13 protein-coding genes are annotated in these 22838 nt (G+C 74.4%); 7 read left to right on the top strand and 6 right to left on the bottom strand.

Annotation, left to right across the window (positions count from 1 at the left end; translation table 11 throughout):
- Positions 1–3: 3 nt before the first annotated feature.
- The 4 genes from PCC79_RS09865 to PCC79_RS09850 all read left to right on the top strand — a co-directional run bounded on the left by PCC79_RS09865 (position 4) and on the right by PCC79_RS09850 (position 4417).
- On the top strand, positions 4–852 hold the full coding sequence (locus PCC79_RS09865; RefSeq protein ID WP_232547688.1) for a PHP domain-containing protein: 849 nt from the start codon (positions 4–6) through the stop codon (positions 850–852).
- A 46-nt stretch (positions 853–898) separates the two neighbouring features.
- Entirely contained in the window at positions 899–2227 is a 1329-nt protein-coding gene (locus tag PCC79_RS09860; RefSeq protein ID WP_232547689.1) for a Na+/H+ antiporter family protein, read from the top strand.
- 142 nt (positions 2228–2369) lie between these two features.
- On the top strand, positions 2370–3542 hold the full coding sequence (gene trpS / locus PCC79_RS09855; protein ID WP_232547690.1) for a tryptophan--tRNA ligase: 1173 nt from the start codon (positions 2370–2372) through the stop codon (positions 3540–3542).
- On the top strand, positions 3542–4417 hold the full coding sequence (locus PCC79_RS09850) for a hypothetical protein (protein WP_342371716.1): 876 nt from the start codon (positions 3542–3544) through the stop codon (positions 4415–4417). Before trpS ends, PCC79_RS09850 begins: the two co-directional genes overlap by 1 nt.
- Positions 4418–4451: 34 nt before the next feature.
- On the opposite strand, the gene PCC79_RS09845 is transcribed toward PCC79_RS09850, so the two are convergent.
- The 3 genes from PCC79_RS09845 to ligD form a co-directional block, all read right to left on the bottom strand.
- Positions 4452–6023 (bottom strand): DEAD/DEAH box helicase, encoded by a 1572-nt coding sequence (locus PCC79_RS09845; RefSeq protein WP_342373613.1) that lies wholly within the window; start codon positions 6021–6023, stop codon positions 4452–4454.
- 122 nt (positions 6024–6145) lie between these two features.
- Entirely contained in the window at positions 6146–6376 is a 231-nt protein-coding gene (locus PCC79_RS09840; protein ID WP_232547692.1) for a DUF3107 domain-containing protein, read from the bottom strand.
- A 100-nt stretch (positions 6377–6476) separates the two neighbouring features.
- A complete protein-coding gene (ligD, locus tag PCC79_RS09835) occupies positions 6477–7388 on the bottom strand; it encodes a non-homologous end-joining DNA ligase (RefSeq protein WP_342371715.1) in 912 nt (303 codons plus the stop codon).
- Between the two features lie 62 nt (positions 7389–7450).
- Here ligD and PCC79_RS09830 point away from each other — a divergent pair, with 62 nt between their 5' ends.
- From PCC79_RS09830 to nudC, 3 genes are read left to right on the top strand one after another with little or no spacing between them, the layout of a single operon-like run.
- The gene (locus PCC79_RS09830; protein ID WP_342371714.1) at positions 7451–10519 is read left to right on the top strand and encodes an ATP-dependent DNA helicase; all 3069 of its coding nucleotides are present in this window, start codon (positions 7451–7453) and stop codon (positions 10517–10519) included.
- Complete coding sequence (locus tag PCC79_RS09825) at positions 10516–13686, top strand: ATP-dependent DNA helicase (protein ID WP_342371713.1); 3171 nt, start codon at positions 10516–10518, stop codon at positions 13684–13686. The genes PCC79_RS09830 and PCC79_RS09825 overlap by 4 nt, the downstream gene beginning before the upstream one ends.
- Positions 13687–13728: 42 nt before the next feature.
- Positions 13729–14625, top strand: a complete 897-nt coding sequence (nudC, locus tag PCC79_RS09820) for an NAD(+) diphosphatase (protein WP_342371712.1) — start codon at positions 13729–13731, stop codon at positions 14623–14625.
- On the opposite strand, the gene recD is transcribed toward nudC, so the two are convergent.
- From recD to PCC79_RS09805, 3 genes are read right to left on the bottom strand one after another with little or no spacing between them, the layout of a single operon-like run.
- Positions 14618–16273, bottom strand: a complete 1656-nt coding sequence (recD, locus tag PCC79_RS09815) for an exodeoxyribonuclease V subunit alpha (protein WP_342371711.1) — start codon at positions 16271–16273, stop codon at positions 14618–14620. The genes nudC and recD overlap by 8 nt on opposite strands.
- Positions 16270–19692, bottom strand: coding sequence for a UvrD-helicase domain-containing protein (locus tag PCC79_RS09810; RefSeq protein ID WP_342371710.1), 3423 nt, complete (start codon positions 19690–19692; stop codon positions 16270–16272). The genes recD and PCC79_RS09810 overlap by 4 nt, the downstream gene beginning before the upstream one ends.
- On the bottom strand, positions 19689–22784 hold the full coding sequence (locus PCC79_RS09805; protein WP_342371709.1) for an exodeoxyribonuclease V subunit gamma: 3096 nt from the start codon (positions 22782–22784) through the stop codon (positions 19689–19691). The genes PCC79_RS09810 and PCC79_RS09805 overlap by 4 nt, the downstream gene beginning before the upstream one ends.
- Positions 22785–22838 lie beyond the last annotated feature (54 nt).

Genomic DNA, 22838 nt, shown 5'->3' with positions numbered 1-22838 from the left:
GGCATGCGCATCGACCTCCACACGCATTCGCTGGTCTCCGACGGCACGGACACCCCCACCCAGCTGGTGCGCAAGGCGGCCGAGGCCGGGCTGGGCGCCATCGCGCTGACCGACCACGACACCTTCGACGGGTTGCGCGAGGCGAAGCTGGCGGGGCAGTCCGTCGGCGTGGAGGTGCTGGGCGGCCTGGAGATGTCCACCCAGCTGGGCGGCAAGTCGGTCCATCTGCTGGGCTACGGCTGCGATCCGCACGATCATGCGCTGCTCGACGAGCTCGCACGGGTGCGGGTGGGGCGTTCAGACCGGGTGCCGGCCATGGTCGCGAAGCTCACCGAGCTCGGCATGCCGCTCACCGTGGACGACGTGCTGGCCCAGGCGGGCGGGGCCTCCCTGGGCCGGCCCCACCTGGCCGACGCCCTCGTGGCGAAGGGGTACGTGTCAGGCCGTGACGAGGCGTTCGAGCTGTTCTTGTACGAGGGCGGGCCGGCCTACGTCGACCGGTACAGCACGCCGTTGACGACCGCGATCGACCTGGTGCACGGCGCTCGCGGTGTCGCCGTGCTCGCCCATCCGTGGGGACGCGGCCGGCGCGCCGACCTGCCCGCGCCCTACCTCACCGAGCTGGCCTACGAGCACCGGCTCGACGGCGTCGAGGTGGACCACCCCGATCACGACGCCGAGACCCGCGCCGCGTTGCGGACGTTGGCGTCCGGCCTGGGGCTCCTGGCCACCGGCTCCAGCGACTACCACGGCCTGGGCAAGACCCGGAACCCCCTCGGCGTGGAGACGACGCCCGAGGAGACGTACGCCGAGGTGGTGCGCCGCATCCGGTCGCGGGGCGGACGCCCGTGAACCTACCCCTCCGTCCCTGCCCCGATCCACGAATCTGGAGCCCCGCATGAACGCTGTCGTGCTCGCCGTCCTGCTCATGCTCGTGCTCGCCTTCGCACGAGTCCACGTCGTGATGGCGCTGATCATCGGCGCCATCGTCGGCGGCCTGCTGGCCGGCCTGGGGCTGGCTGCGACCATGGAGTCGTTCACGGCCGGCATCGCCAACGGCGCATCGATCGCGCTCAGCTACGCCGTGCTCGGCGCGTTCGCCGTGGCGATCGCCCACTCGGGTCTGCCGCAGGCGTTCGCGGGCTGGGTGACCCGGCAGGCGGGTCCGGACGCCGGCGTCCGACGCACGCGGTGGCTGAAGTGGGGCCTGCTGGGCGTGGTGCTCGCCGCCGCGGTGATGAGCCAGAACGTCGTGCCGATCCACATCGCGTTCATCCCGCTGCTGATCCCCCCGCTGCTGGTGGCGTTCAACCGGTTCGGGATCGACCGCCGCGCGGTGGCGTGCATCCTGACGTTCGGCCTCGTCACGACCTACATGTACCTGCCCTACGGCTTCGGCAACGTTTTCCTCAACGAGATCCTGCTCGGCAACATCTCCCAGGCCGGGCTCGACACGACGGGGATCAACATCCTCCAGGCCATGGGCATCCCCGCCCTCGGCATGGTGGCGGGCCTACTCGTGGCGGTCTTCGTCACCTACCGGCGGCCCCGGGCCTATGCCGACCTGCCGGTCGCGGGGGAGGAGGACACCCCCGCCGTGGGCCCCGTCAGCGGGTACCGCATCGCGGTGGCGCTGGTGGCCGTGGTGCTGGCGCTGGTGATCCAGATCGTGGCGGACTCCCTGCTGCTGGGGGCGCTCGTTGGCTTCGCGGTGTTCCTGGCCACCGGGGTGGTGCGTTGGGGCGAGTCGGGTTCGGTCTTCAACCGCGGCATCCAGATGATGGCGATGATCGGGTTCATCATGATCGCCGCCCAGGGCTTCGCGCAGGTGATGCAGGATTCCGGGCAGGTCGAGCCCCTCGTCACGGCCACCGCCCAGGTGTTCGGCGACAACAAGGCGATGGCGGCGTTCGCGATGCTGCTCGTGGGCCTGCTGGTCACGATGGGCATCGGGTCGTCGTTCTCGACGCTCCCCATCATCACGACGATCTACGTGCCGCTCTGCCTCACCCTGGGGTTCTCGCCGCTGGCCACGGTGGCGCTCATCGGCACCGCGGGGGCGCTCGGCGACGCCGGGTCGCCGGCGTCCGACTCGACGCTGGGGCCCACCGCGGGGCTCGCGGCCGACGGGCAGCACGACCATGTGCGCGACACGGTGATCCCGACGTTTCTGCACTACAATATCCCGCTCCTGCTCGCCGGGTGGGTTGCGGCCCTCGTGTTGTGAGGCGACCCGGTAGGGTGGCTGTCATGAAGCAGCGGGGTGCGTGGCAGCCGTGATGACGGCTGCTTGATCGACCTTGCACGACGGCCGTCCAGCGGGCGGCCGTTTCGCATGCTCGCGGGACTTCCAGAACAGGAGACCTTCCATGACCGACCAGGTCACCACGACGGACACCACTCAGGACACCACCGAGGACGCGACCCAGGACGCCCATCAGGCGGACGCCGCGGCCGACGCGCTGGCGTCCTCGACGTCGGAGGCGTCCCTGCGGCGCTCCGAGCAGCGCAGCCGCGCCATCGAGGAGCAGATCGCGAAGGACCCATCGGGCTTCCGGATGCTCACCGGGGATCGGCCCACCGGGCACCTCCACATCGGCCACTACTTCGGCTCGTTGATGAACCGGCTGCGGTTGCAGGAGGCGGGCGTCGAAACCCTCATCCTGGTGGCCGACTACCAGGTGATCGCCGACCGGGACGGCACCGGCCCGCTGCGCGAGCGGGTGCAGTCGCTTGTGACCGACTACCTGTCGATCGGCATCGACCCGGCCCGGACCACCATCTTCGCCCACAGCCAGGTGCCGGCGCTGAACCAGCTGATGCTGCCGTTCCTGTCGCTCGTGACCGACTCCGAGCTGTACCGCAACCCCACCGTCAAGGCCGAGCACGAGGCCACGGGCGGCCGGCCCATGTCGGGGCTGCTGCTCACCTACCCCGTCCACCAGGCCGCCGACATCCTGTTCTGCAAGGCCAACCTCGTGCCCGTCGGCAAGGACCAACTGCCGCACCTGGAGCAGACTCGGGTGGTGGCCCGGCGCTTCGACGAGCGATACGGGCGTATTCAGGCGGACACACCCGTCTTCCCGCAGGCGGAGGCGCTGCTCTCGTCGGGCTCCCTGGTTCTCGGCACGGACGGCACGAAGATGAGCAAGAGCCGGGGCAACACCGTCGAGTTGCGGATGACCGCCGACGAGACAGCCAAGGTGCTCAAGCGCGCGGTGACGGATTCCGACCGCTTCATCACCTACGACCCCGCGGGCCGCCCCGAGGTGGCGAACCTCCTGACGATCGCCGGCCTGTGCACGGGTCGCGACCCGGGTGACATCGCCGCCGAGATCGGCAACGGAGGCGGCGGGGGACTCAAGAAGTACCTCATCGAGGTGTTGAACGAGACCCTCGCCCCCATCCGGGCGCGGCGCGCCGAACTCGAGGCCGCCCCCGACCACGTCATGGCCGTGCTCCGCGAGGGCAATGCGCGGGCCAACGCCATCGCCGACGCCACGTTGGGCGAGGTGCGCGAGGCGATGGGGATGGCGTACTGATGGCGACGTCGGTGGCAACCGAGGCGGAGTGGCTCATCAGCACCGCCACCACCCGGCGCGCGGTGTGGAGCGCCGTGGCCGTGTTCGGGTTCGGCGCCGCCGCGGTGGCGGCCGTGGCGGACGCCGTGCGCGCCCCGAACGTGCCGAGCATCGTGCTGGCCGTGATCGTGGTGTCGTTGCTGGCCATGGCCGTGGTGCTCGCCGCGGAGGCGGTCGCGTCCGGCATCGTGCAGGTGAGTTCGGCGGGCTACGCCATGCTGGGGCGTCGGCGTCCCTGGTCGGACGTGCTGGCGCTGGGCACCGGGCGCATCGAGGGGCGCGACGCTGCGGTCGTCGCCGTGCGGGGCGAGGCCGACGACCCGGTCGACCAGGACGTGCTGGCCGGCTTCACCGAGGCCGAGACCGAACGGGTCGTGGCCACGCTCCGCGCGCGGGCCGGGGCCCTCCCGGGCTTCGCCGAGGTGGTCGTGCCGGCCGATTGGTGGGCCCACGCCGAGGCGGAGGCCGATCGGGCCGCCGCCGTCGTCGTGGCCACGAGCGGACGCGAGCCCCTCGCCCGCCAGCGGGTGCCGTTCGGTTTCGGGACGCTGGTGGACACCGTGCGCCTCGACTACGGGGTCACGCCGTCCGGCGAGGAGGTCGCCCTCTACGCGCGTCACGGTCTGGTTCTCGGCGTCGTGGCCCAGGGCCGCCGCTGGCTGCGCCAGACCAAGAAGCGACGCTCGGTGGATCCGGCGACCCAGGTCGGGCGGCTGTTCGAGGACCACACGGTGCGGGTGGTGCCGGGCCGAGCCGGCGGGTTCGACCGCCTGGTCGTGGAGACCGCCGACGGCGCCAAACTGGTGTTCAACGCCGAGGAGCCCGACCGGTTCTGAACCGGGTCACTGCGTCGGGCTCACGGTGTCGACGTCACTCCGTCGGGGCAGCGGCCTCGGCGCCGGACGACTCGCCACCGCGGCTACGGCCGCGGCCACCACGACGACGCCGGCGCGGGGCGCCCTCACGCCCCGCACTCGCTGCCGGGGCGGCGGCCTCGCCAGCCCCGCCGGTCGGGGCAGAGGACGCGGAGGCGTCAGGCGCATCGGCCTGGGCCACGGCGGGCGTTGCCGCGGGGGCCTCACCCGCGTCCACGGGGCGGCCGTTGCGCGTGCGGCGGCGGCTGCGCTCGCGCGGCGCGCGCTCCTCGCGGGGCTTGCGCTCGCGGGGCTTCTCGTCGCGCGGCTCGCGGGGCTTCGCGTCGCGCAGGCGTCCCTTCGTCCCCTCGGGAATGTGGAGATCCGTGAACAGGTGCTCGCTCGTGGAGTAGGTCTCCTGGGGCTCCGGGAAGTCGAGCTCCAGCGCCTTGTTGATGACCTTCCAGCGGGTCACGTCGGCCCAGTCCACGAACGTCACGGCGACGCCCTTCGCGCCGGCGCGGCCGGTGCGTCCGATGCGGTGCACGTAGGTCTTGTCGTCGTCGGGGCACTCGTAGTTGATCACGTGGGTGATGTCGGCCACGTCGATGCCGCGCGCGGCGACATCGGTGGCGACGAGCACCTTGACGCGGTCCTCCCGGAACCGGGTCAGCGCCTTCTCGCGCAGCACCTGCGACAGGTCGCCGTGGATCGACGTCGCGGCGAACCCGCGCTCCTCCAGGTCATCGGCCAGGCGCTGCGCGGCGCGCTTCGTCCGGGTGAAGATCATCACCTTGCCGGCGTGGTCGGCCTGCAGGATGCGTCCGACGATCTCCGGCTTGTCGAGGTCGTGCGCCTGGTACACGAACTGGGTCGTGTCCGGCACGGTCGCCTTCGCGTCGTGCGCCTCGGCGCGGATGTTCACCGGCTGGCTCATGTGCATGCGCGCCAGGCCGGCGATGGCCGACGGCATGGTTGCGGAGAAGAGCAGCGTCTGGCGCGAGGCCGGCGTCCGCGCGATCAGCCGCTCCACGTCGGGCAGGAAGCCGAGGTCGAGCATTTCGTCGGCCTCGTCGAGCACCAGCACGCGGACGTGCGAGAGGTCGAGGGAGCGCCGGCTGGCCAGGTCGAGGAGCCGGCCGGGCGTACCCACCACGACGTCCACGCCGGACGCCAGCGCATCCAGCTGCGGCTCGTACCCCACACCGCCGTACACGGTGAGGATGCGGGCCTTGCGCACCTGCGAGGCGTCCGCGAGGTCGTCGGCGATCTGGAGGGCCAGCTCACGGGTCGGCGTCATCACCAGCGCCTGGGGCTTGCCCGGGTGCTCGAGGTCGGCGTAGGCCTCGTCGGTGGGGACGGCGACCCGCTGCAGCAGCGACACACCGAAGGCCAGCGTCTTGCCGGTGCCGGTGCGGGCCTGACCGATCATGTCGGTGCCCGCCAGGGCGATGGGGATGGACATCGACTGGATGGGGAAGGGGTGGATGATGCCCTTCAGGGCCAGTGATTCGACGATCTCGGGCCGGACGCCCAACTCGTCGAAGGTCGTCTGGGTCTCTGCCTGGGGCAGGGCGCTCTCGCTCAGTTCAGTGCCTCACTCTTCACCGGCGTGGGCCGGCACGAACACCGCCGCACGCGGTGCTCTCACTCGGGGCACGCACGGTGGCGGGGGCGCGCGGGTGTGCGCGCCTGAGCCATCCTACCGTGTCAGGCGCTGACGGCGCCGAACCCCACCGGGCGGGCGTGCTCGGAGCCAAGGTCGACGTAGGCGATCTGTGCCGCCGGGATGAGCACCTTCCGCCCCTTGTCGTCGGTGAGCGTGAACACACCGTTGTCCTTCAGCGCGACCCCCAGGGCCTCCTCCACGGAGGCCGCGGTGGCCTTCGTCTCCAACGAGACCTCGCGCTGGACGTGGCTGATTCCGACCTTGACCTCCATGGGCCCTCCTTAAGCTCGAGCGCCACCTTAGCCGCGGCCCGGGACAGTTCTGCCCCGCTTCGCCCGCGGCGAACGGCGGGGCGCGGCGGGGGTGGGTGGGTCAGCCGGGCAGGGTTCCGCGGGGCCCGTCCAGCAAGGGCGCGAACAGGTCGCCGCGCTCGTCGATCCGGGCCAGGGCGTCGCGGGCCTCGAAGCGCAGCGGTGCCCCGTCGGTGGCGTCCTCGACCTCGTCCCAGCTCAGCGGCGTGGAGACGGTGGGGGCGTCCTTCGCGCGCAGGGAGTAGGCGCACACGGTCGTCCGGCCGGCCAGGTTCTGGTTGACGTCCACGAGGATCTTTCCGGGCCGGGCAGCCTTCGCGATCTCGGTCAGGAACAGTTCGGGGTGGGCGGACGCCAGCCGCGTCCCGAGGGCCCGGGCATAGGCGATGACGGCCCCCGCCGGCGCGGGTTCCAGGGCGGCGTACACCTGCAGGCCCTTGCTGCCCGAGGTCTTGACGACGCAGGCGAGGCCGTCGGCGCCGAGTTCGCCGGCCACCAGCAGCGCCGCCGTGGCGATCAGGGGCATCGTGACGCCGGGCCCGGGGTCGAGGTCGACGACGAGCTGGTCGACCGGCAGCGCGTCGGTGAGCTCGGTGGTGGTCGCCCCCGGGGCCACCCGCCACTGGTGGGTGTGGAGTTCGAGCGCGGCAAGGTTGGCCAGCCACACGAGCGAGGCGAGCGAGTCGACCACCGGGTAGTCGATGTCCTCGCGGTGGCCGTCGACGTGGTGCACGTGCACCCAGTCGGGCGTGCCCGCGGGCACGTTCTTCTCGAAGAACGACGCGGCCTGCGTGCCGTTGGGGAAGCGGATGCGCGTGACGGGGCGTCCGGCCAGGTGGCGGAGCATGGTCGGCGCGACGGCGTGGTAGTAGGCGATCACCTCACCCTTGGTGAATCCCGACGGGTAGAGCACCTTGTCGAGGTTGCTCAGTTTGAGGGTCTGGCCGTCCACCTCGGTCATCACGTCCGCCATGGGGGCAGCCTACGGGCGGGGGCGCGCGGAAACTGTCAGGGGCGTGTGGTGGGATGGCAGGCGTGAGCAACCCGATGGCCCAGCCAACCGGTCCGGTGCTCGTGCTGGGTGCGGCCGGCACGGGCAAGACGACGCTGCTCGTGGAGGCCGTGGCGGGCCGCATCCGCGCGGCGGAGCGGCCGGCGCTGGTGCTGGCGTTGACCCGGCAGGCGGCCTCGGAGCTGCGGGACCGGATCGTGCGGGCCGCGGGCCGGACGACGCTCGCCCCGCAGGTCATGACCGTGCACGCGCTCTGCCTCACGCTCGTGGCGCGCTTCGCCGCCCCCGACGACGCCGGCCCCGGGCTGCTCACCGCGCCCGAGCAGGAGTTCCGCATCCGCGAACTGCTCCGCGGCAGCCCCGCCCCGTGGCCCGGTGAGCTGGACGCGGCCCTGGGCACGCGCGCCTTCGCCCAGCAGGTGCGCGCCGTCCTCGCCCGGGCACGGCAGCTGGGGCTGGATCCGGAGGACCTGTCGGGTGCCGGCGCGGCGTCCGGCGAGTTCGGCTGGGCGGCCGTCGGGGCGTTCATGGGGGAGTACCTCGACGTGCTGGACGCGGAGGGGGTCATCGACTACGCCGAGCTCGTCCACCGCGCCCGCCTGCTGCTGGAGCAGGAGGGCGTGCTGGAGGCCGTGCGCGCCGAGTACGCCGCCGTGCTCGTCGACGACTGGTGCGAGCTGGACGCCGCGCAGATCGGCCTGGTGCGCGCGCTGGCCGGTGACGCCGTGCCCGTCGTGGCCCTGGCCGATCCCGACACCGCCATCTACCGGTTCCGTGGCGCCCACCCGCGGGCCACGGCCGAGTTCGTTCGCCTCTTCCCGGCGGCCCGCGTCGTGACGCTGCCGCACGCCCACCGCCGGCCGCCCGCCCAGGTGGCCGCCTGCGCCGCGGTGGCCCGCCGGTTGGGTGCCCCCGCCGTCGAGCGCGAGGCGTTGGCGGCCTATCGCGGGGTCACCGGGGGTGGTGCCGGGCGGGTGGAGGTGATGACCTTCCCCGACGAGGCCACCCACGCCCGCCACCTGGCGGCCGAGCTCCGCGCCGCGCACCTCGACGACCAGGTGCCGTGGGGCGACATGGCCGTTCTGGTGCGCGCCGGCCGAACCCAGCTGCCCCCGCTGGCGCGAGCCCTCATCGACGCCGGCATCCCGGTCGAGGTCGCGGGTGACGAGATCGGCCTGGCCTCCGAGCTGGCCGTGCGTCCGCTGCTGCTCGGCCTGGAGGTCGCCGGGGCGGGCGGCCTGCCCGACGGCGACCAGGCGACCCGGCTGCTGCTCTCGGGGTGGGGCGGGTACGACGCGGTGGGGTTGCGCGCGGTCGGCCGCCGGCTGCGGGCGGCCGACCCGGCCGCCGCCGGCACGCCCACCGAGACGCTGGTGGCCGAGGCGCTCGCCGGGGTGCGGGCGGTGCCCGAGGCCGACGAGGAGCTCGCCGCGCGCCGGGACCTGCTGGCCCGGGCCACCGCGCTGGTGGCCCGAGAGCAGCGACCCGAGGCCGTGTTGTGGGAACTGTGGTCGGGCACCGGTTGGCCCGAGCGGCTGCGCGCGGACGCCGTCCGTGGCGGCGACGCCTCGGCCCGCGCCCACCACGACCTGGACGCCGTGTGCGCGCTCTTCGACCTCGCCCGCACCTCACAGGGGCCCGGAGGGCGGCCCGGGGTCTCCTGGTTCGCCGCCGAGGTCGCCCAGCAGCAGATCCCGGCGGACTCCCAGCGGGAGTCGGCGGTCGGGGGGCGCGGCGTCCGGTTGCTGACCGCCCACCGCGCGAAGGGGCGCCACTGGTCGCTCGTGGTCGTGGCCGGGGTGCAGGAGGGGATCTGGCCGGACGTGCGGCGGCGGGGCTCGGTGTTCGACCCGCAGCGGCTGGGGGCGTCCGCGGCGGGGCCCGAGCTGGCCCTGGGGCTGACGACGCGCGATCTCGTGGCCACCGAGCGCCGGCTGTTCCTGCTCGCGTGCTCGCGCGCGGAGGGCCGCCTCATCGTGACGGCCGTGGAGGGCACCGAGGGCGAGGAGGACCGCCCCTCGCGGTTCCTCGCGGAGCTCGGCGTCGCACCCCGCCACCTGGTGTCCACGCCGCCCGCGCTCCACACCCTGCGGCAGCTGGTGGCCGAGCTGCGCCGCACCGCGCAGGACGACGCGGCGTCCCCGGCCCTGCGCGAGGCCGCGGCAGCGCGCCTGGCGGTGCTGGCCGACGCGACCGATGACGAGGGGTTCGCCCTGGCGCCGGACGCCGATCCGGCGCGGTGGTGGGGCGTCCACGAGCCCACGAGCACCGTGGCCCCGGCGCGGGAGGGGCCCATCCGGCTCAGCCCCAGCCAGGTGGAGTCGCTGCTCACGTGCCCGCGCAAGTACTTCCTGAGCCGCGAGGCGCGCGCCGAGCCCCCGCGGGAGATCCGCACGATCCTCGGCTCCGTGATCCACGCCGTGGCCGAGCGGGCGGCGTCCGGCGAGCTCGCGCCCGACGACGTCGCGGCCGCGCTGGACGCCGTGTGGGCGTCCATCCCGTTCCCGGCCGCGTGGCTGTCGGCGTCCGAGCGGGCCGAGGCGGACGCCGCCGTGCGGCGGTTCCTCAACTGGCAGGCCGGCCACGACCACGCCGACCTCGTGGGCGTCGAGGTGCCGTTCTCGGCCGACGTGACGGTGAACGGCCGCCCGGTGCAGCTCGTCGGCGCGGTCGACCGATTGGAGCGGCGCTCCGACGGTGCGCTGAAGGTGGTCGACTTCAAGACCGGCCGTTCCGCGCCGACGCAGAAGGCCGCCGAGGTGACGCCCCAGATCGGGGTCTACCAGCTCGCCATCGAGGCGGGCGGCTTCCGCGACGCCGGCACCACGAGCGCGGGGGCGAGCCTGGTGTACCTGCGGGTGGAGGACGGCGAGGGGTGGCCCAAGGAGTTCCGCCAGCCGTCGCTGACCGAGAAACCGCACCTGACCGACGACCCCGAGGAGCTGGCGCACCCCACCTGGGTCCACCACCAGGTGGCCCGGGCGTGTGCGGTGCTCGAGGCGGGGCGGTTCGACGCCCAGGCGGGGGAGCACTGCACCTACTGCCCCGTGCGGTCCAGCTGCCCGGCACGCAGCGGCCAGGTGATCGCATGAGGCGCTTCACCGACCCGGCCGAGGTGAGCGAGGCGCTCGGCATCCCGTTCTCGGAGCAGCAGCTCGCCGCCATCGCCGCGCCGCTGGAACCCGGCGTCATCATCGCTGGCGCGGGCTCGGGCAAGACGACGGTAATGGCGGCGCGCGTCGTGTGGCTCGTCGGTTCCGGCCGGGTGCGGCCCGAGGAGGTGTTGGGCCTGACCTTCACGCGCAAGGCGGCCGCCGAGCTGAGCGGCCGCGTCCGCGCCGCGCTCGCCCGCGCCCAGGTGGTCGACGCCGAGGGACTGGACGACGCCGGCGAGCAGCTCATCATGACCTACGACGCCTTCGCAGCCCGGCTGGTGGCCGACCACGGCCTGCGGATCGGGGTGGAGGGGGAGGCCCGGCTCATCACCGGTGCGGCCCGGTTCCGGCTGGCGTCACGGGCGGTCTCCGCCGCGCCCGGCCCCTTCCGGCACGTCGCACGCCTGCGGCCCGACAGCGTGACCGAGCGCGTCCTGGGGTTGGACGGTGAGCTGTCCGCCCACCTCGTCCCGACCGGTGCCCTCCTCGAGCACGCCGAGGACGTTGCCGCGGGCGTCGCGGGCTCGCCGATGTCGCGGCGCAAGGAGCTCTACGCCTCGATGCGGACGGCGGCGTCCATGGCCGCCGAACGGGTCGAACTGGCGGGGCTGGTGGACGACTACCAGCACCTGAAGCGCTCGCTCGGCGCGGTGGAGTTCGCCGACCAGATGGGGGTGGCCGCCCGGCTGGCGCGCGCCGTTCCCGCCGTCGGCGAGGCACTGCGATCCCAGTTCGCCGTGGTGCTGCTCGACGAGTACCAGGACACCTCCAGCGCGCAGTCCCAGCTGCTGGCGGAGCTGTTCGGCGGCGGCCACCCCGTGACGGCCGTCGGTGACCCGTGCCAGGCCATCTACGGCTGGCGCGGGGCCGCGGCGGCCAACATCATCACCTTCGCCGAGCAGTTCCCGCGGGCCGACGGCACCCCCGCCACCCGGTATGCCCTCACGGTCAACCGCCGTTCGGGCCAGACGATCCTGGACGCCGCCAACGCCCTCGCCGCCCCGCTGCGCGCCGATGAGGAGCTGCAGTGGGACGGCATCGACGTCGACCTCGTCGCCCCCGAGGGCACCCCGCCCGGGGACATCGCGGTGGCCTCGTTCGACACGTGGCCGGACGAGGTCGACTGGGTCGTCGACCGGATCGCCGGGGCCGTCGACGCCGGCCTGGTGCGGCGCTGGTCCGACATCGCGGTCCTCGCCCGGCGCAACGCCCACATCCGGCCCCTGTACGCGGCGCTCGCCGCCCGGGACGTCCCGGTCGAGATCGTGGGCCTGGACGGGCTGCTCCAGGTGCCGGAGGTGGCCGACGTGGTGGCCACGCTGCGCGTCCTGGCCGACGCGACCGCCAACCCCGACGTCATCCGCTTGCTGACCGGCCCCCGGTGGGCGATCGGGCCGGCGGATCTCGCCGTGCTGGGCCGCCGGGCGCGCGACCTCGCGGGGGCCGACCGTCCGGACGACGACGCATCGGCCGCCGAGGAGATCGCCGCGATCATCGACCAGACCACCTCGGCCCGGGCGCCGAGCCTGGCCGAGGCGCTCGCCGATCTCGGCGACGGCCCGTATTCGCAGGACGGGCGCCGCCGCCTCGCGACCGCGGCAGCCGAGCTCGCGTCGTTGCGCGCGCGGGCGGACGCCCCGGTGACGGATCTGGTGCGCCGCGTCATCGCCACGCTGGGGCTGGAGGTGGAGTGTGGGCTGCGGGGGCCGGACGGGTTGCGGCAGCTGGACGCCTTCGTGGCGCAGGTCGCGGGCTATGCCGACATCGACGGCGACGGCTCGCTGGTCGGCCTGCTGGGTTGGCTGCGCGCGGAGGAGGAGAGGGGCGTCGGGCTGGAGCAGGCGGTGCCGACCGCGGACAACTCGGTCAAGCTGCTCACCATTCACCGCGCCAAGGGGTTGGAGTGGGAGCTGGTGTTCCTTCCGGCCCTCGCCGACAAGGTGTTCCCGTCCGACCGGGTGCAGGGCAACTGGTTGAAGAACGCCGCCGTGTTGCCCGCCGACCTCCGGGGGGATGCCGCCAACATCGCCCAGGTGTCCGAGATGAGCGATGCCGCGGCGAAGGACTACGCCGAGGCGTTGAAGGCCGAGGCGCGCAGGGCCGATGACCGGCTGGCGTACGTGGCCGTCACCCGCGCCCGGCAGCACTTGGTGGCGACGACGCACGCCTGGACCGACCTGCTCCGCGCCCGGGCGCACTCGCCCTATCTCCGCGTGCTGGAGCGCTTCGCCACCGAGGTCGACCATCGAGAGGTGTCGGCGGAGAACCCGCTCGCCGGTCAGGCCCGGGCGGTGGGGTGGCCCGTCGCGCTCGACCCGGAGTCCCGCGCCCGGCGGCTGCGGGCGGCCGAAGCGGTGGCGCGGTACCGCGCCGAGAGTTCTTCCGGTGCGCGCATGCCCGAGGACGAGCCGCTCCCCCTGGACGAGGCGGCGCAGGTGGCGACGTGGGACGCGGCCGCGGACGTCCTGCTCGCAGAGGCACGCGCGCGGCGCCGCGGCGGGGGCACGGTCTGGCCGCCGTACCTGTCCGCCACGGCCCTGATCGCGCTGGGACGCGACGCCCCGGCGTACCTTGAGCAGGTGAACCGCCCCATGCCGCGGCCCCCGCGCCCGGCGGCCCGGACGGGCGAGCGGTTCCACGCGTGGCTGGAGCGCCGTTTCGCGACCGCGGCGAGCCTGCTGGTCGACGCCCCGGACGACGAGGCCGACACCGATGCGGACCTGGCGGCGCTGATCGCGGCGTTCGAGGAGGGTCCGTACGCGGACGCGACGCCGATCGCGACCGAGGTGCCCTTCGCGTTGTTCCTCGGTGGACAGGTGGTGCGGGGCCGGATCGACGCGGTGTTCGACGAGCACGGCCGCGCCTGCGTGGTGGACTGGAAGACCGGCCATGCGGCCGGCGCCGACCCGCTGCAGCTCGCGGTCTACCGGCTCGCCTGGGCGGAGATCACCGGCGTGGACGTCGCCGAGGTCGACGCCGTGTTCCACGACGTGCCCACCGGTGCCGTCATCCGGCCCACGAATCTGCCCGGGCGGGAGGCGCTGGACGCGATGGTCGCCCGGACGACCGGGGCGGCACGGGGCGGTGGCGGGGCACGGGCCTGAGATCCGGCGCCGGGTGGAGAGCCGGCACTAGGTTGGGGCGTCATGGAGCCCTGGGTGCCGAGCAGTGTGTTGGATCGCGCAGCGGACGGGCGGTCCGACCCGGCCTGGGTCGCCGCGCTGTGGGCGCATCCGGAGAGCCGCGTGTTCGGCGTCGACGCGCGCTCGACCGTGACGGCCTCGACCACGACCGCCTCGACCACGACCGCTGGGCGTGTCGGGCTGCGTTGGCAGCGACCGTCCGGCCCGTACGTCCCCGAGCACCACCTGCTCGTCGGCCTCGTCGAGGGCCGGGCCTGGTTCGTCACCGAGGCCGACGTGCTCGGTGACGTGGGGGAGACCGCCTCGCTGCGCGATCTCGCGCCGGAGCTGGACGAGACCCTGACCGACGTTGCCGTCACGGGAGTGGCCCTGGTCAACTGGCACCGGGTGGCGCCCTTCTGCGGGCAGTGCGGCACCCTCACCGAGGTGCACGACGGGGGCCACCTGCGGTGGTGCCCGACGTGTGAGCGCCAGCGGTTCCCCCGCACCGATCCCGCGGTGATCGTCGCGGTGCTCGACCCCGACGACCGGTTGCTGCTCGCCCACCAGAACGTGTGGGAGCCCACCCGGGTGTCGATCCTGGCCGGTTTCGTGGAGGCCGGCGAATCGCTGGAGCAGGCCGTGCACCGCGAGATCGCCGAGGAGGCGGGGCTGCGGCTGACGGCGCTGCGCTACGTGGGCAGCCAGCCCTGGCCCTTCCCACGCTCGGTCATGCTCGGCTTCGTGGCCCACACGGCCGACGCGCAGATTCGCGTCGACGGCGTCGAGATCGCCTGGGCGCGGTTCTACGCACGGGACGAGCTCGAGGCGGCGGTGGCGTCGGGAGACATCACGCTGCCGACGAGCGCCTCCATCGCCAGCCGCATCATCACCGCGTGGCGGGAGGGCGACCTCAGCTGAGTCGGCGTGCCAGCCCGCTCATGCGGCGGGCCGGGTGGCCGATGGCCTCGCGGACGGCGTCCTCGTTGCCCAGCAGCAGCACCGAGCGCTCGGCGCGCGTCACCGCGGTGTAGAGCAGCTCGCGGGTGAGCAAGGGCGAGCCGACGGGGGGCAGCACCACGCTGACGTGACCGAACTGGCTGCCCTGGGCCTTGTGCACCGTCATGGCGTGCAGCGTGGCGAGCCCCTCCAGCACGAACGGTGAGTGGCTCACGACGGTCGTCCCCTCCCGGAACCAGGCGCGTGGGCCGTCCGGCCCCGCGATGACCACGCCGGTGTCGCCGTTGTGCAGGCCGAACTCGGGGGCGTTGACCGTCATCATGACCGGGCGGGCCACGGCGAGCTCGCCGTCGGCGGCCCACCCCGGCGCGGCCTCCGCCAGCCAGGACACGACCTGCCGCGTCCAGTGCTGGACGCCGAACGGCCCCCGCCGGTGGCCGCACAGCAACCGGTGCTCCTCCAGCGCCGTCAGGGCGGCCCCGACCGAGCCGGACGCCGCGGCCTCGAGCAGGCGCACGCCGGGACCCACCACGCGCTCGCGCAGGGACGCGGCGGCGTCCGCTCCGTCGACCAGGGAGACGTGCTCGCCCCCGTCGGCCAGCACGCCGAGCGCCGCGTCGGCCTCGCCGGCGCGAATCGCCCGGGCGAGGGCCGCGATCGTGCCGTCGAACCGGTAGTTGCGTTCGAGCCGGGCCACGACGCCGCGGGTGGCGGGGGCCTTCGTGATGTCGGCGAGCACCGAGCCGGCGTCAACGGAGGCCAACTGGTCGGGGTCCCCGACGAGCACGAGGCGCGCGGCGGGTTTGAGTGCCGCCAGCAAGCGCGCCATGAGCAGCATCGACACCATAGACGTCTCGTCGACGACGACCACGTCGTGGGGCAGCGGGTTGGTGGCGTCGTGGACGAATCGGTTGCGCGAGCCGGGCCGCCACCCCAGCAACGTGTGCAGGGTGACGGCGGTGAAGGCGCTCGGGGCCAAGGACTCGGTCATGCGGGCGGCCGCCTTGCCCGTCGGGGCCGCCAGCGCCACGAGGGCGTCCGGCTCGTCGACCCGCAGCTGCTCGATGAGCCGGCGGATCGTGTGGGTCTTGCCCGTGCCGGGGCCGCCCGCGATCACCGACACCCGGTGGGAGAGCGCCAGCGTGATCGCGTCGTCCTGCCCCGTCGCACCCGTGTCGTCACCGGTGCCGGCCAGGCGCGTCAACAGCGCCAGGCGCACGCTCTCCTGGTCGCCGAAGTGCCGCTCGAGGTAGAGCGCGTCGTCGACCAAGCGCAGGGGGCGTTCACCCGGCCCGCCGTCGCCGACCCGGACGGCGGGGCTGGCGCGCAGGGCGGCCAGCCACCCGGCCTCCTCCGGCCACAGCTCCGGCGGCACCTCCGCGACGGCGTCCTCGCCGAGCCCGAGGTCGCGGATGCGGGACCACTCGAGGCAGATCGACCCGGAGCGCAGGGCCCGCACCGTGAGGGCGATCGCCAGTTGGACGCGCTCGTCGGTTTCGCCGAACAGGTGGGTGAGCTGCTGGGCGGGGTGGACGTCGGCCCAGGCGAGAACGCCTGCCGCGGAGAACTCCGCGAGCAGGCCACGGGCGCTGACTGCGGTGTCGGTCACGATGCACCTCCGGCGAGCAGACGGGAGACGGCGAGCACCAGTTCCGCGGGGGGGTGCCAGGTGAACACGCCCAGCGGCGCCCCGCCCACGACGGGGGTGTCCGCACCCGCCATGCCGCGCACGAACAGGTAGGCGACCCCGGCGAGGTCGCGCTCCGGGTCGTAACCCGCCAGCCGCTGGGCGAGGAAGCGGTGCAGGGCGACGCAGTACAGCAGGGCCTGCAGGGGGTAGTGGCTTGCCATCATGCCCTCGGCCATCGCGGCGGGGGTGTAGTGCCCGAGCGTCAGCGCCTCCCCGGGCGCCGACAGCCGGTTGGTCTTGTAGTCGACGACCACGTAACCGGGCCGGCGCGTGGGCCCGGCCAGGCGCAACACCGCGTCGATGGACCCGGTGAGGAAGCCGTGCAGTTGCTGCTCGGCCAGCAGGGGGTGCGCCAACCGCTCGGCGTAGCCGGCGAGCGGATCGCCGGCGCCCAGGTGGGTTGTCAGCAGCTCCGCCAGGTCGGCCACGGTGGCGCGCGGGTTGGCCAGGGGAAATTCGAAGTCCAGCTCGCTGAGCCGGTCGCCCGGTCCGAAGTCGCGCAGCACCGCACCCGGGGCGAGATCTCCCAGCGGCGTCAGCAAGGTGGGGGCTATCGCCTCGGCCAGCTCCGCCGGATCCACCCCGCCCACCGGCCACCGCACTAGCGCCGCCTCGACGGCGCCGGCGAGCCGGTCGCGCCAATCGACGCCCGTGGCGTCCACGTGTTCGTACACCTCGTGCACGAGGCTGCCGAACGCCGGGCCCGCGGGCAGCGCGGCCATCGGTGAGGGTTGCGCCAGGCGGGGATCGGCCGACGGGGCAGTCGGCTCCGCCGGGCCGGGCGTCCCGGGTCCGGACGGCGGCCCCGCCTCGTCGGGTTCGTCGGAGACGAAGGGTCCCTCGGCGATGGGGTGCGCGAGCTCGTGGACATCGGCGGTCAGGCCCGAGTAGGACGTGCGGCGCCACCCCCGGTCGATCGTGCGCCGCCACGCCCGAACCGCGAGGTCCGACGGCGCGGGACGCTCCGCCGCCCCGGGCCAGGCGACCGCGGTGGCGGGTGACTTCTGGTCGTCCGCCCCGGAAACGGTGACGGAGTCGCCGAGCAGGGTGACGCCGACCTGGGTGCCGGCCAACCAGTCCACCAAGCGCGGGCTGCCCCCGGCGGGCAGGTCGTCGGTGGGGTAGGCGAGGCGGGGCCGGGTGGGTGCGTCGGCCGAACGCGTGGCCTGCAGCAGCCGGTGCAACGGCGCCGTCGGGGTGTTCCAGTGGTGCGCCCACCAGGCCACCACGTGCGACTCGGCCCGGGTCAGCCCGACGTACAGGGCCCGCAGCGCCTCATCGCCCTCCTCGACCAGCCAGCGCTCCCAGCGATCCGGACGCCCCGCGCCGCGACGCCCACCCACGTCGAGCGTGCGGCCGTCCGTGCCGGGCACGATCAGCGCCTGACCCCGGTCGGTCGGCTCCTTGCGCGAGGCCCCGGCGTCCGGCAGCAACACCACCGGCCACTGCAAGCCCTTCGCCCGGTGGATCGTCATGATCTGGACGGCGTCGGCGTCGGTCTCCAGGCGCCGGGTTCGCTCGGCGTCACCCGAGGCGCGCTCGATCTCGCGCGCCAGCCAGAGGGCCAGCTCCCGGGGGCGGGCCGGGGTGCCGGCCGTGGTCCGCTCGTGCAGCATCTCGGCGAGGTGGTGGTGGTCGGTCACCCTGCGCTCCCCGCCCGGGCACGCCAGCAGGCGCGCCGAGAGGTCCGTGTCGCGCTCGATCGCGGCGAGCAGCGCCCAGACGCCACCGCGCCCCAGCACCCGGGCCCAGGTGTGCAGCCACAGCGACCAGGCCGCCGTCCGGGTGTCGTCGGCGCGGGCCAGATCGGCCACCGTTGCCCCCACGAACGACGTCAACCAGGCGCGTTGCAGGTACGGACGCCGCCGGCGATCCAGCGCCTGCAGCAGCGTCAGCCAGTCGCGGGCGGCGTCGGAGGCGAACACGCTCGACGTGCCGGAGAATGTCGCCGCGATCCCCACCGACGTCAGGGCGGCCGCGAGATCGGCTCCCCGCCCGTTCGAGCGGACGAGGATGGCGACGTCCTTCGGCCGCAGTCCTGCGGCAGCGGGGTCCGCCCGGCGCAGCGGGGCGTCCGGGCCGAGCAGGTCCGTCACCACCGCCACCAGGTCGGCGGCGATCGCGTCACCGGCCTGCCACGGGCTGATGGCCTTCTCGGCCTCCAGGGTGCGCAGCTGCACGCCCCGCTCCCAGGCGGTGCCCGGACGCCCCCGCAACCGGGGCGCTCGGGCGGCCGCCACGGCCGGCACGTCGATGTCCTCACCCAGGGCGATGCCCTCGAACAGGGTGGCGACGCCGGCGACCACACCCGGGTCGGACCGGTGGTTCGTGCGCAGCGTCGTGAGGGCGCCGGCCTCCCGCGTGGCGCTCGTGTAGAGGTGCACGTCGCCGCCGCGGAAGCCGTAGATGGCCTGCTTGGGGTCACCGATCAACACCACGGTGGAGGAGGGTGCGAACGCCTGCTGGAGCACGCTCCACTGCACCGGATCGGTGTCCTGGAACTCATCGACGAGGACGACCGGGAACCGCTCGGCGAGCCGGGTGCGGGCCAGCTCTCCGGTGCGCGGGTCGGCCAGCGCTGCGTCCAGCCGGGTCAGCTGGTCGTCGAAGCTGAACAGACGCAGGCGGCCCTTGCGGCGATCGACCTCGGCCCGGACGGCCGCCGCGAAGGCCGCCCGCTCGCCCGCCGCGCCCGGGGCGTCGGTGCCGCCGAGCAGGGCCGCGTCGTGCACGGCGGCGCGGGCGATCTCCCGGGCGCCGGGATCGTCGCGTTCGGACGCGGCGCCCGCGAACGGGAACGGGGGCGGGGTGTCGCCCTGGGCGTAGCGCTGCACGTAGAGGTCGGCGGCGACCTCGTCGGCGAGCCACCCCAGATCCTCGGTCAGGTGCGACTGGGGCGTCTGCGGTGCCAGGATGCCGAGGCCGCGGAGCATGGCGTGGCAGAACTCGTGGGTGGTCATGATCGTGGCCCGGTCCACGTCGGCGAATGCGGCCTCCAGGCGCGCCGCGCGCATCGCGACCTCCTCGGGGGGCACCCCGTCGGTGAGGGCACGATCCACCGCGTCGCCGGGCGTGACGCCGCTGGTGGCCGCGCGCAGCGCCTCGGCCGACTCCCGCAGGCGCGTGCGGACCCGCAGCCGCAGCTCGGCGGTCGCGGCCCGGGAGAAGGTGACAAGCAGCAACGCGGAGATGTCCACCGCGCCCTCGGCGACGAACCGGGTGGCCAGCGCGGCGATGGCGTGGGTCTTCCCCGTCCCCGCCGAGGCCTCCAGCACCGTCACCCCGCGCGGCAGGGGCCCGGTCAGGTGGAACGTCGCGGCCTCGTTGAACCCGCTCATGCGCTCGCCCTCACCACGGGGGCCCAGGCGATGGCCGCCAGCGCACCCAGCGTCGACTCCTCCTCCGGGTGACCCCACGGATCATCGGGTTCCCGGGGCACGCGCCAAGGCTTGTGCCCCGCCGGCAGCACCGCAGACCAGGCGGAGTCGCGGTCGCGCTGCCAGTCGCGCTGCAGGAGCCGCTCCTCGGCCAACGGATCCTCACCCCGGGCGCGGACGACCGCCCAGCGGTGGGCCACGTTCGGGGGCATCGGGAGGATGCGCTCCCCACCGTGGCGGGCGAGGTGGACCAGGTCACCCAGCAGCGAGCGGGCCAGCTCCGGTGGTGGCGCGACGAGTCGTTCCGGGCCGCGGCGCCCCACGAGCACGGCGTCCACGCGCTCATCGGTGGCAGCGGTCAGGGCCAGGCAGCGCACCCAGGCCTCCGCCAGGTGCCGGGGGCCCACCCGGGCGTACAGGGAGTCCGCGACCCGCCCGCCGCGGGTCGTGACGCGGCCGGTGACGCGCACCCCGTCGACGGGGAGGTCGACGACGTGGGCGTCCGTGGCGCCGTCGGCCGCACGGGCGAAGTCCGCGTGGATCCGCTCCACCGTCGCGGAGATGCGCTCGATGGCGCGCCCGCCGAGGCGCGCCGGCGGCACGTCGCCGGAGAGCCACTCGGCGGTGACGAGTTCGGGCAGCGGCTGGCCGGCGCGCAACGCGTCCAGCATGCGGTTGCCGATCTGCCACTCGGTGAGGAAGTCGAGGTCCAGGGGCAGTTCCTCGGCCGTCGGGTCGTCCTCGCCGAGGGTGAGCCCGGTGCGCTGGCGCAGGAACGACCGGACGGGGTGCTTGAGCAGGGCGGCCAGCGCGGGCAGGTCGATCGCGGTCAGCTCCTCGGGGCGGTGCACGTGGCCAACCGCCCACACGTCCGGGCCCGTCGTCCGCGGCCCCGCCAGGGCACGCGCCGCGCGCAGCGCCCCCCGGTCGAAGGAACGCGGTTCGGGGAAGAAGTTGGCCGCCGCGAAGGACTGCAGCGGCTCGTCGCACACCGCGTCCGGGCCGAAGGCCTCGATGAGGTCCAGGACACCGGCGGGCGGCGGGTGGTCCTCGTTGGTGTGGGCGGAGTGTGCCTGGTACACCACCACGAGGCGCTCGGATGCGGCCAGGACGGCGTCGAGGATCGCCTGACGGTCCTCCGCACCGGGGTCCGGGTCACCCGGCTCGGGGTGCCGGACGAGGAGGTCGTCCCCGTCACCGAGCGAGCGGCGGGGGAACGTCCGTTCGTCGAGGCCCACGAGGCAGACGACGCGGTGCGGCACCTGGGCGAGTGCCTCCAGGGAACACACGACGAGCGAGCCGTTGCCGTAGGTGGGGCGGGTGACCCGCCAGGCGAACTCGCCTTCCAGCAGCGCCAGCGCGTCCGCCGACCCCACCGGGGTGGCCGAGGAGGCACCGCGGGTCTCGATGGCGTCGAGCGCGGACCAGACCTGGCTGAGCTGCCAGCCCTCGGTAAACGGCACATCGGCCAGCAGGTCGACCGCGCCGCGCAGACGCTCGGCCCACGTGGCCAGGGTGCCTGGCTCGGAGCACGCCCGCACGATGCGCGACACCCGGCTGACGAGCTCGGCCAGAGCGCCGATCAAGGTGGTGTCGGTCGAGGTCACGTCGTCGACCGTGGCCACCACCCCCACGGTGGTCGGGCGGTCGCCGCTGAACGCCTCCCCCAGGGCCAGCCGTTGGACGCCGAGCTGCCAGGTGTTCTGCGGCACGCCGGCCAGGCCGAAACCGGCCCGGTGGGCGGGGTTGATGCCCCAGCGGACGCCCGAGCGCTCCAAGAGCTCCTCGAGGCGCTCGGCGTCGTCGGCGTCGATCCCGAAACGACGGGACACGAACGGGTGGGTGGCCAGGGCCAGCAGCTGCGAGGCCGTGGCGCGGGCATGCGGCAGGCGCAGCAGGTCGAGCAGGAGGCCGTACAGGCGGTTCGCGTCGGCGGCCGACCCCTCGGCGACCTGCACCCGCAGGGTGCTCCCGGGGTGGGGCTCGTCGCCCGTCGACGTCGGCGAGCCGAACGTGGCCGCGAGGTGCGGTGCCAGTGCCGCGGGATCCGGGGTGGCGATCACCACGTGTCGTGGTTCGAGCGTCGGGTCGTCGGCGAGGATGCCGGTGACCACCTCGCGCAGCACCTCGACCTGCCGCGCCGGGCCGTGGCTGCCGTGCAGGCTGACGGACGCGTCCGTGCAGCCGGGCACCGTGGCGGTGCCGGCCCTCAGCGCGGCCTGCAGCCGCCCCAGCGCGGTCTCGGGCGGCGCAGCCCCGGGGTGGTGCTCGGTGCGGTCGGCGATCCGCTCCCAGCCCGTCCGCCAGGCTCGGCCCCGCCGGCCGAGCGCGCGGCCGACCGGGTTCGCGGTGTCCACCGGCCCGCTCGAGGGCAGCCAGACCTCCACGGGCACGGAGGCGGCGACCGTGCGCAGCAGCCCCCACTGCACGGGCGTGACCGCGCGCGGGGCGAACACGTGCACGGCCGGCCAGGGGATCAGCGCGGTGCCCTCGGTCAGCCGCCGCGCCAGCGCGGCCCGGCGGGCGAGGGGGTCCGGCCCGTCGATGACAAAGTGGAGGCGTCGCCACAGGTGCACCTGCCAGCCGTCGAAACCCCAGCCGGCCGCCGCGTCCGGGTCGGAGGTGAAGTCGCGCAGCAGGCCGGGGCGGTGGTCGGCGTACCGGGCGAGGATGCGCGCGAGCCGCAGGGCGTTGGCGTAGCGCTGGTCGTTGGCGTCGAGGTGGGCGGCGAGCGGAGCCAGCTCGGGATCACTGGACGACGCCACGTCCAGGATCGCCCACACCAGGCGCTCGGGCGCCCAGGGGTCGTCCGCGGTGGGGACGCCACCGAGCAGCGACTCCAGCGCGCTGAACCGCTGGGCGTCCAGCCCGGCGCTGATGCCCTCCGCCCCGCTGTGCACCGCCACGTGCTGGCTCAACCAGCGCGCCATCCCGGCGCCGGGGGTGAGCACCAGGGGCCGGGCGAACGGGTCCCCCGGAATCGCCACGCGCGCGACGAACTCCGACGCCAGCGTCGCGGCGTCGTCGGCGGTGTGGAGGACCAACTCGTTCATCGTGCGCACCACCCTAAACGGCCCCACCGACAATCCTGCGCGGCCCGCTCCGTC

Source organism: Propioniciclava soli (assembly GCF_038502305.1).
Classification (GTDB): Bacteria; Actinomycetota; Actinomycetes; order Propionibacteriales; family Propionibacteriaceae; genus Propioniciclava; species Propioniciclava soli.
This window is presented reverse-complemented; position numbering and strand designations above follow the sequence as displayed.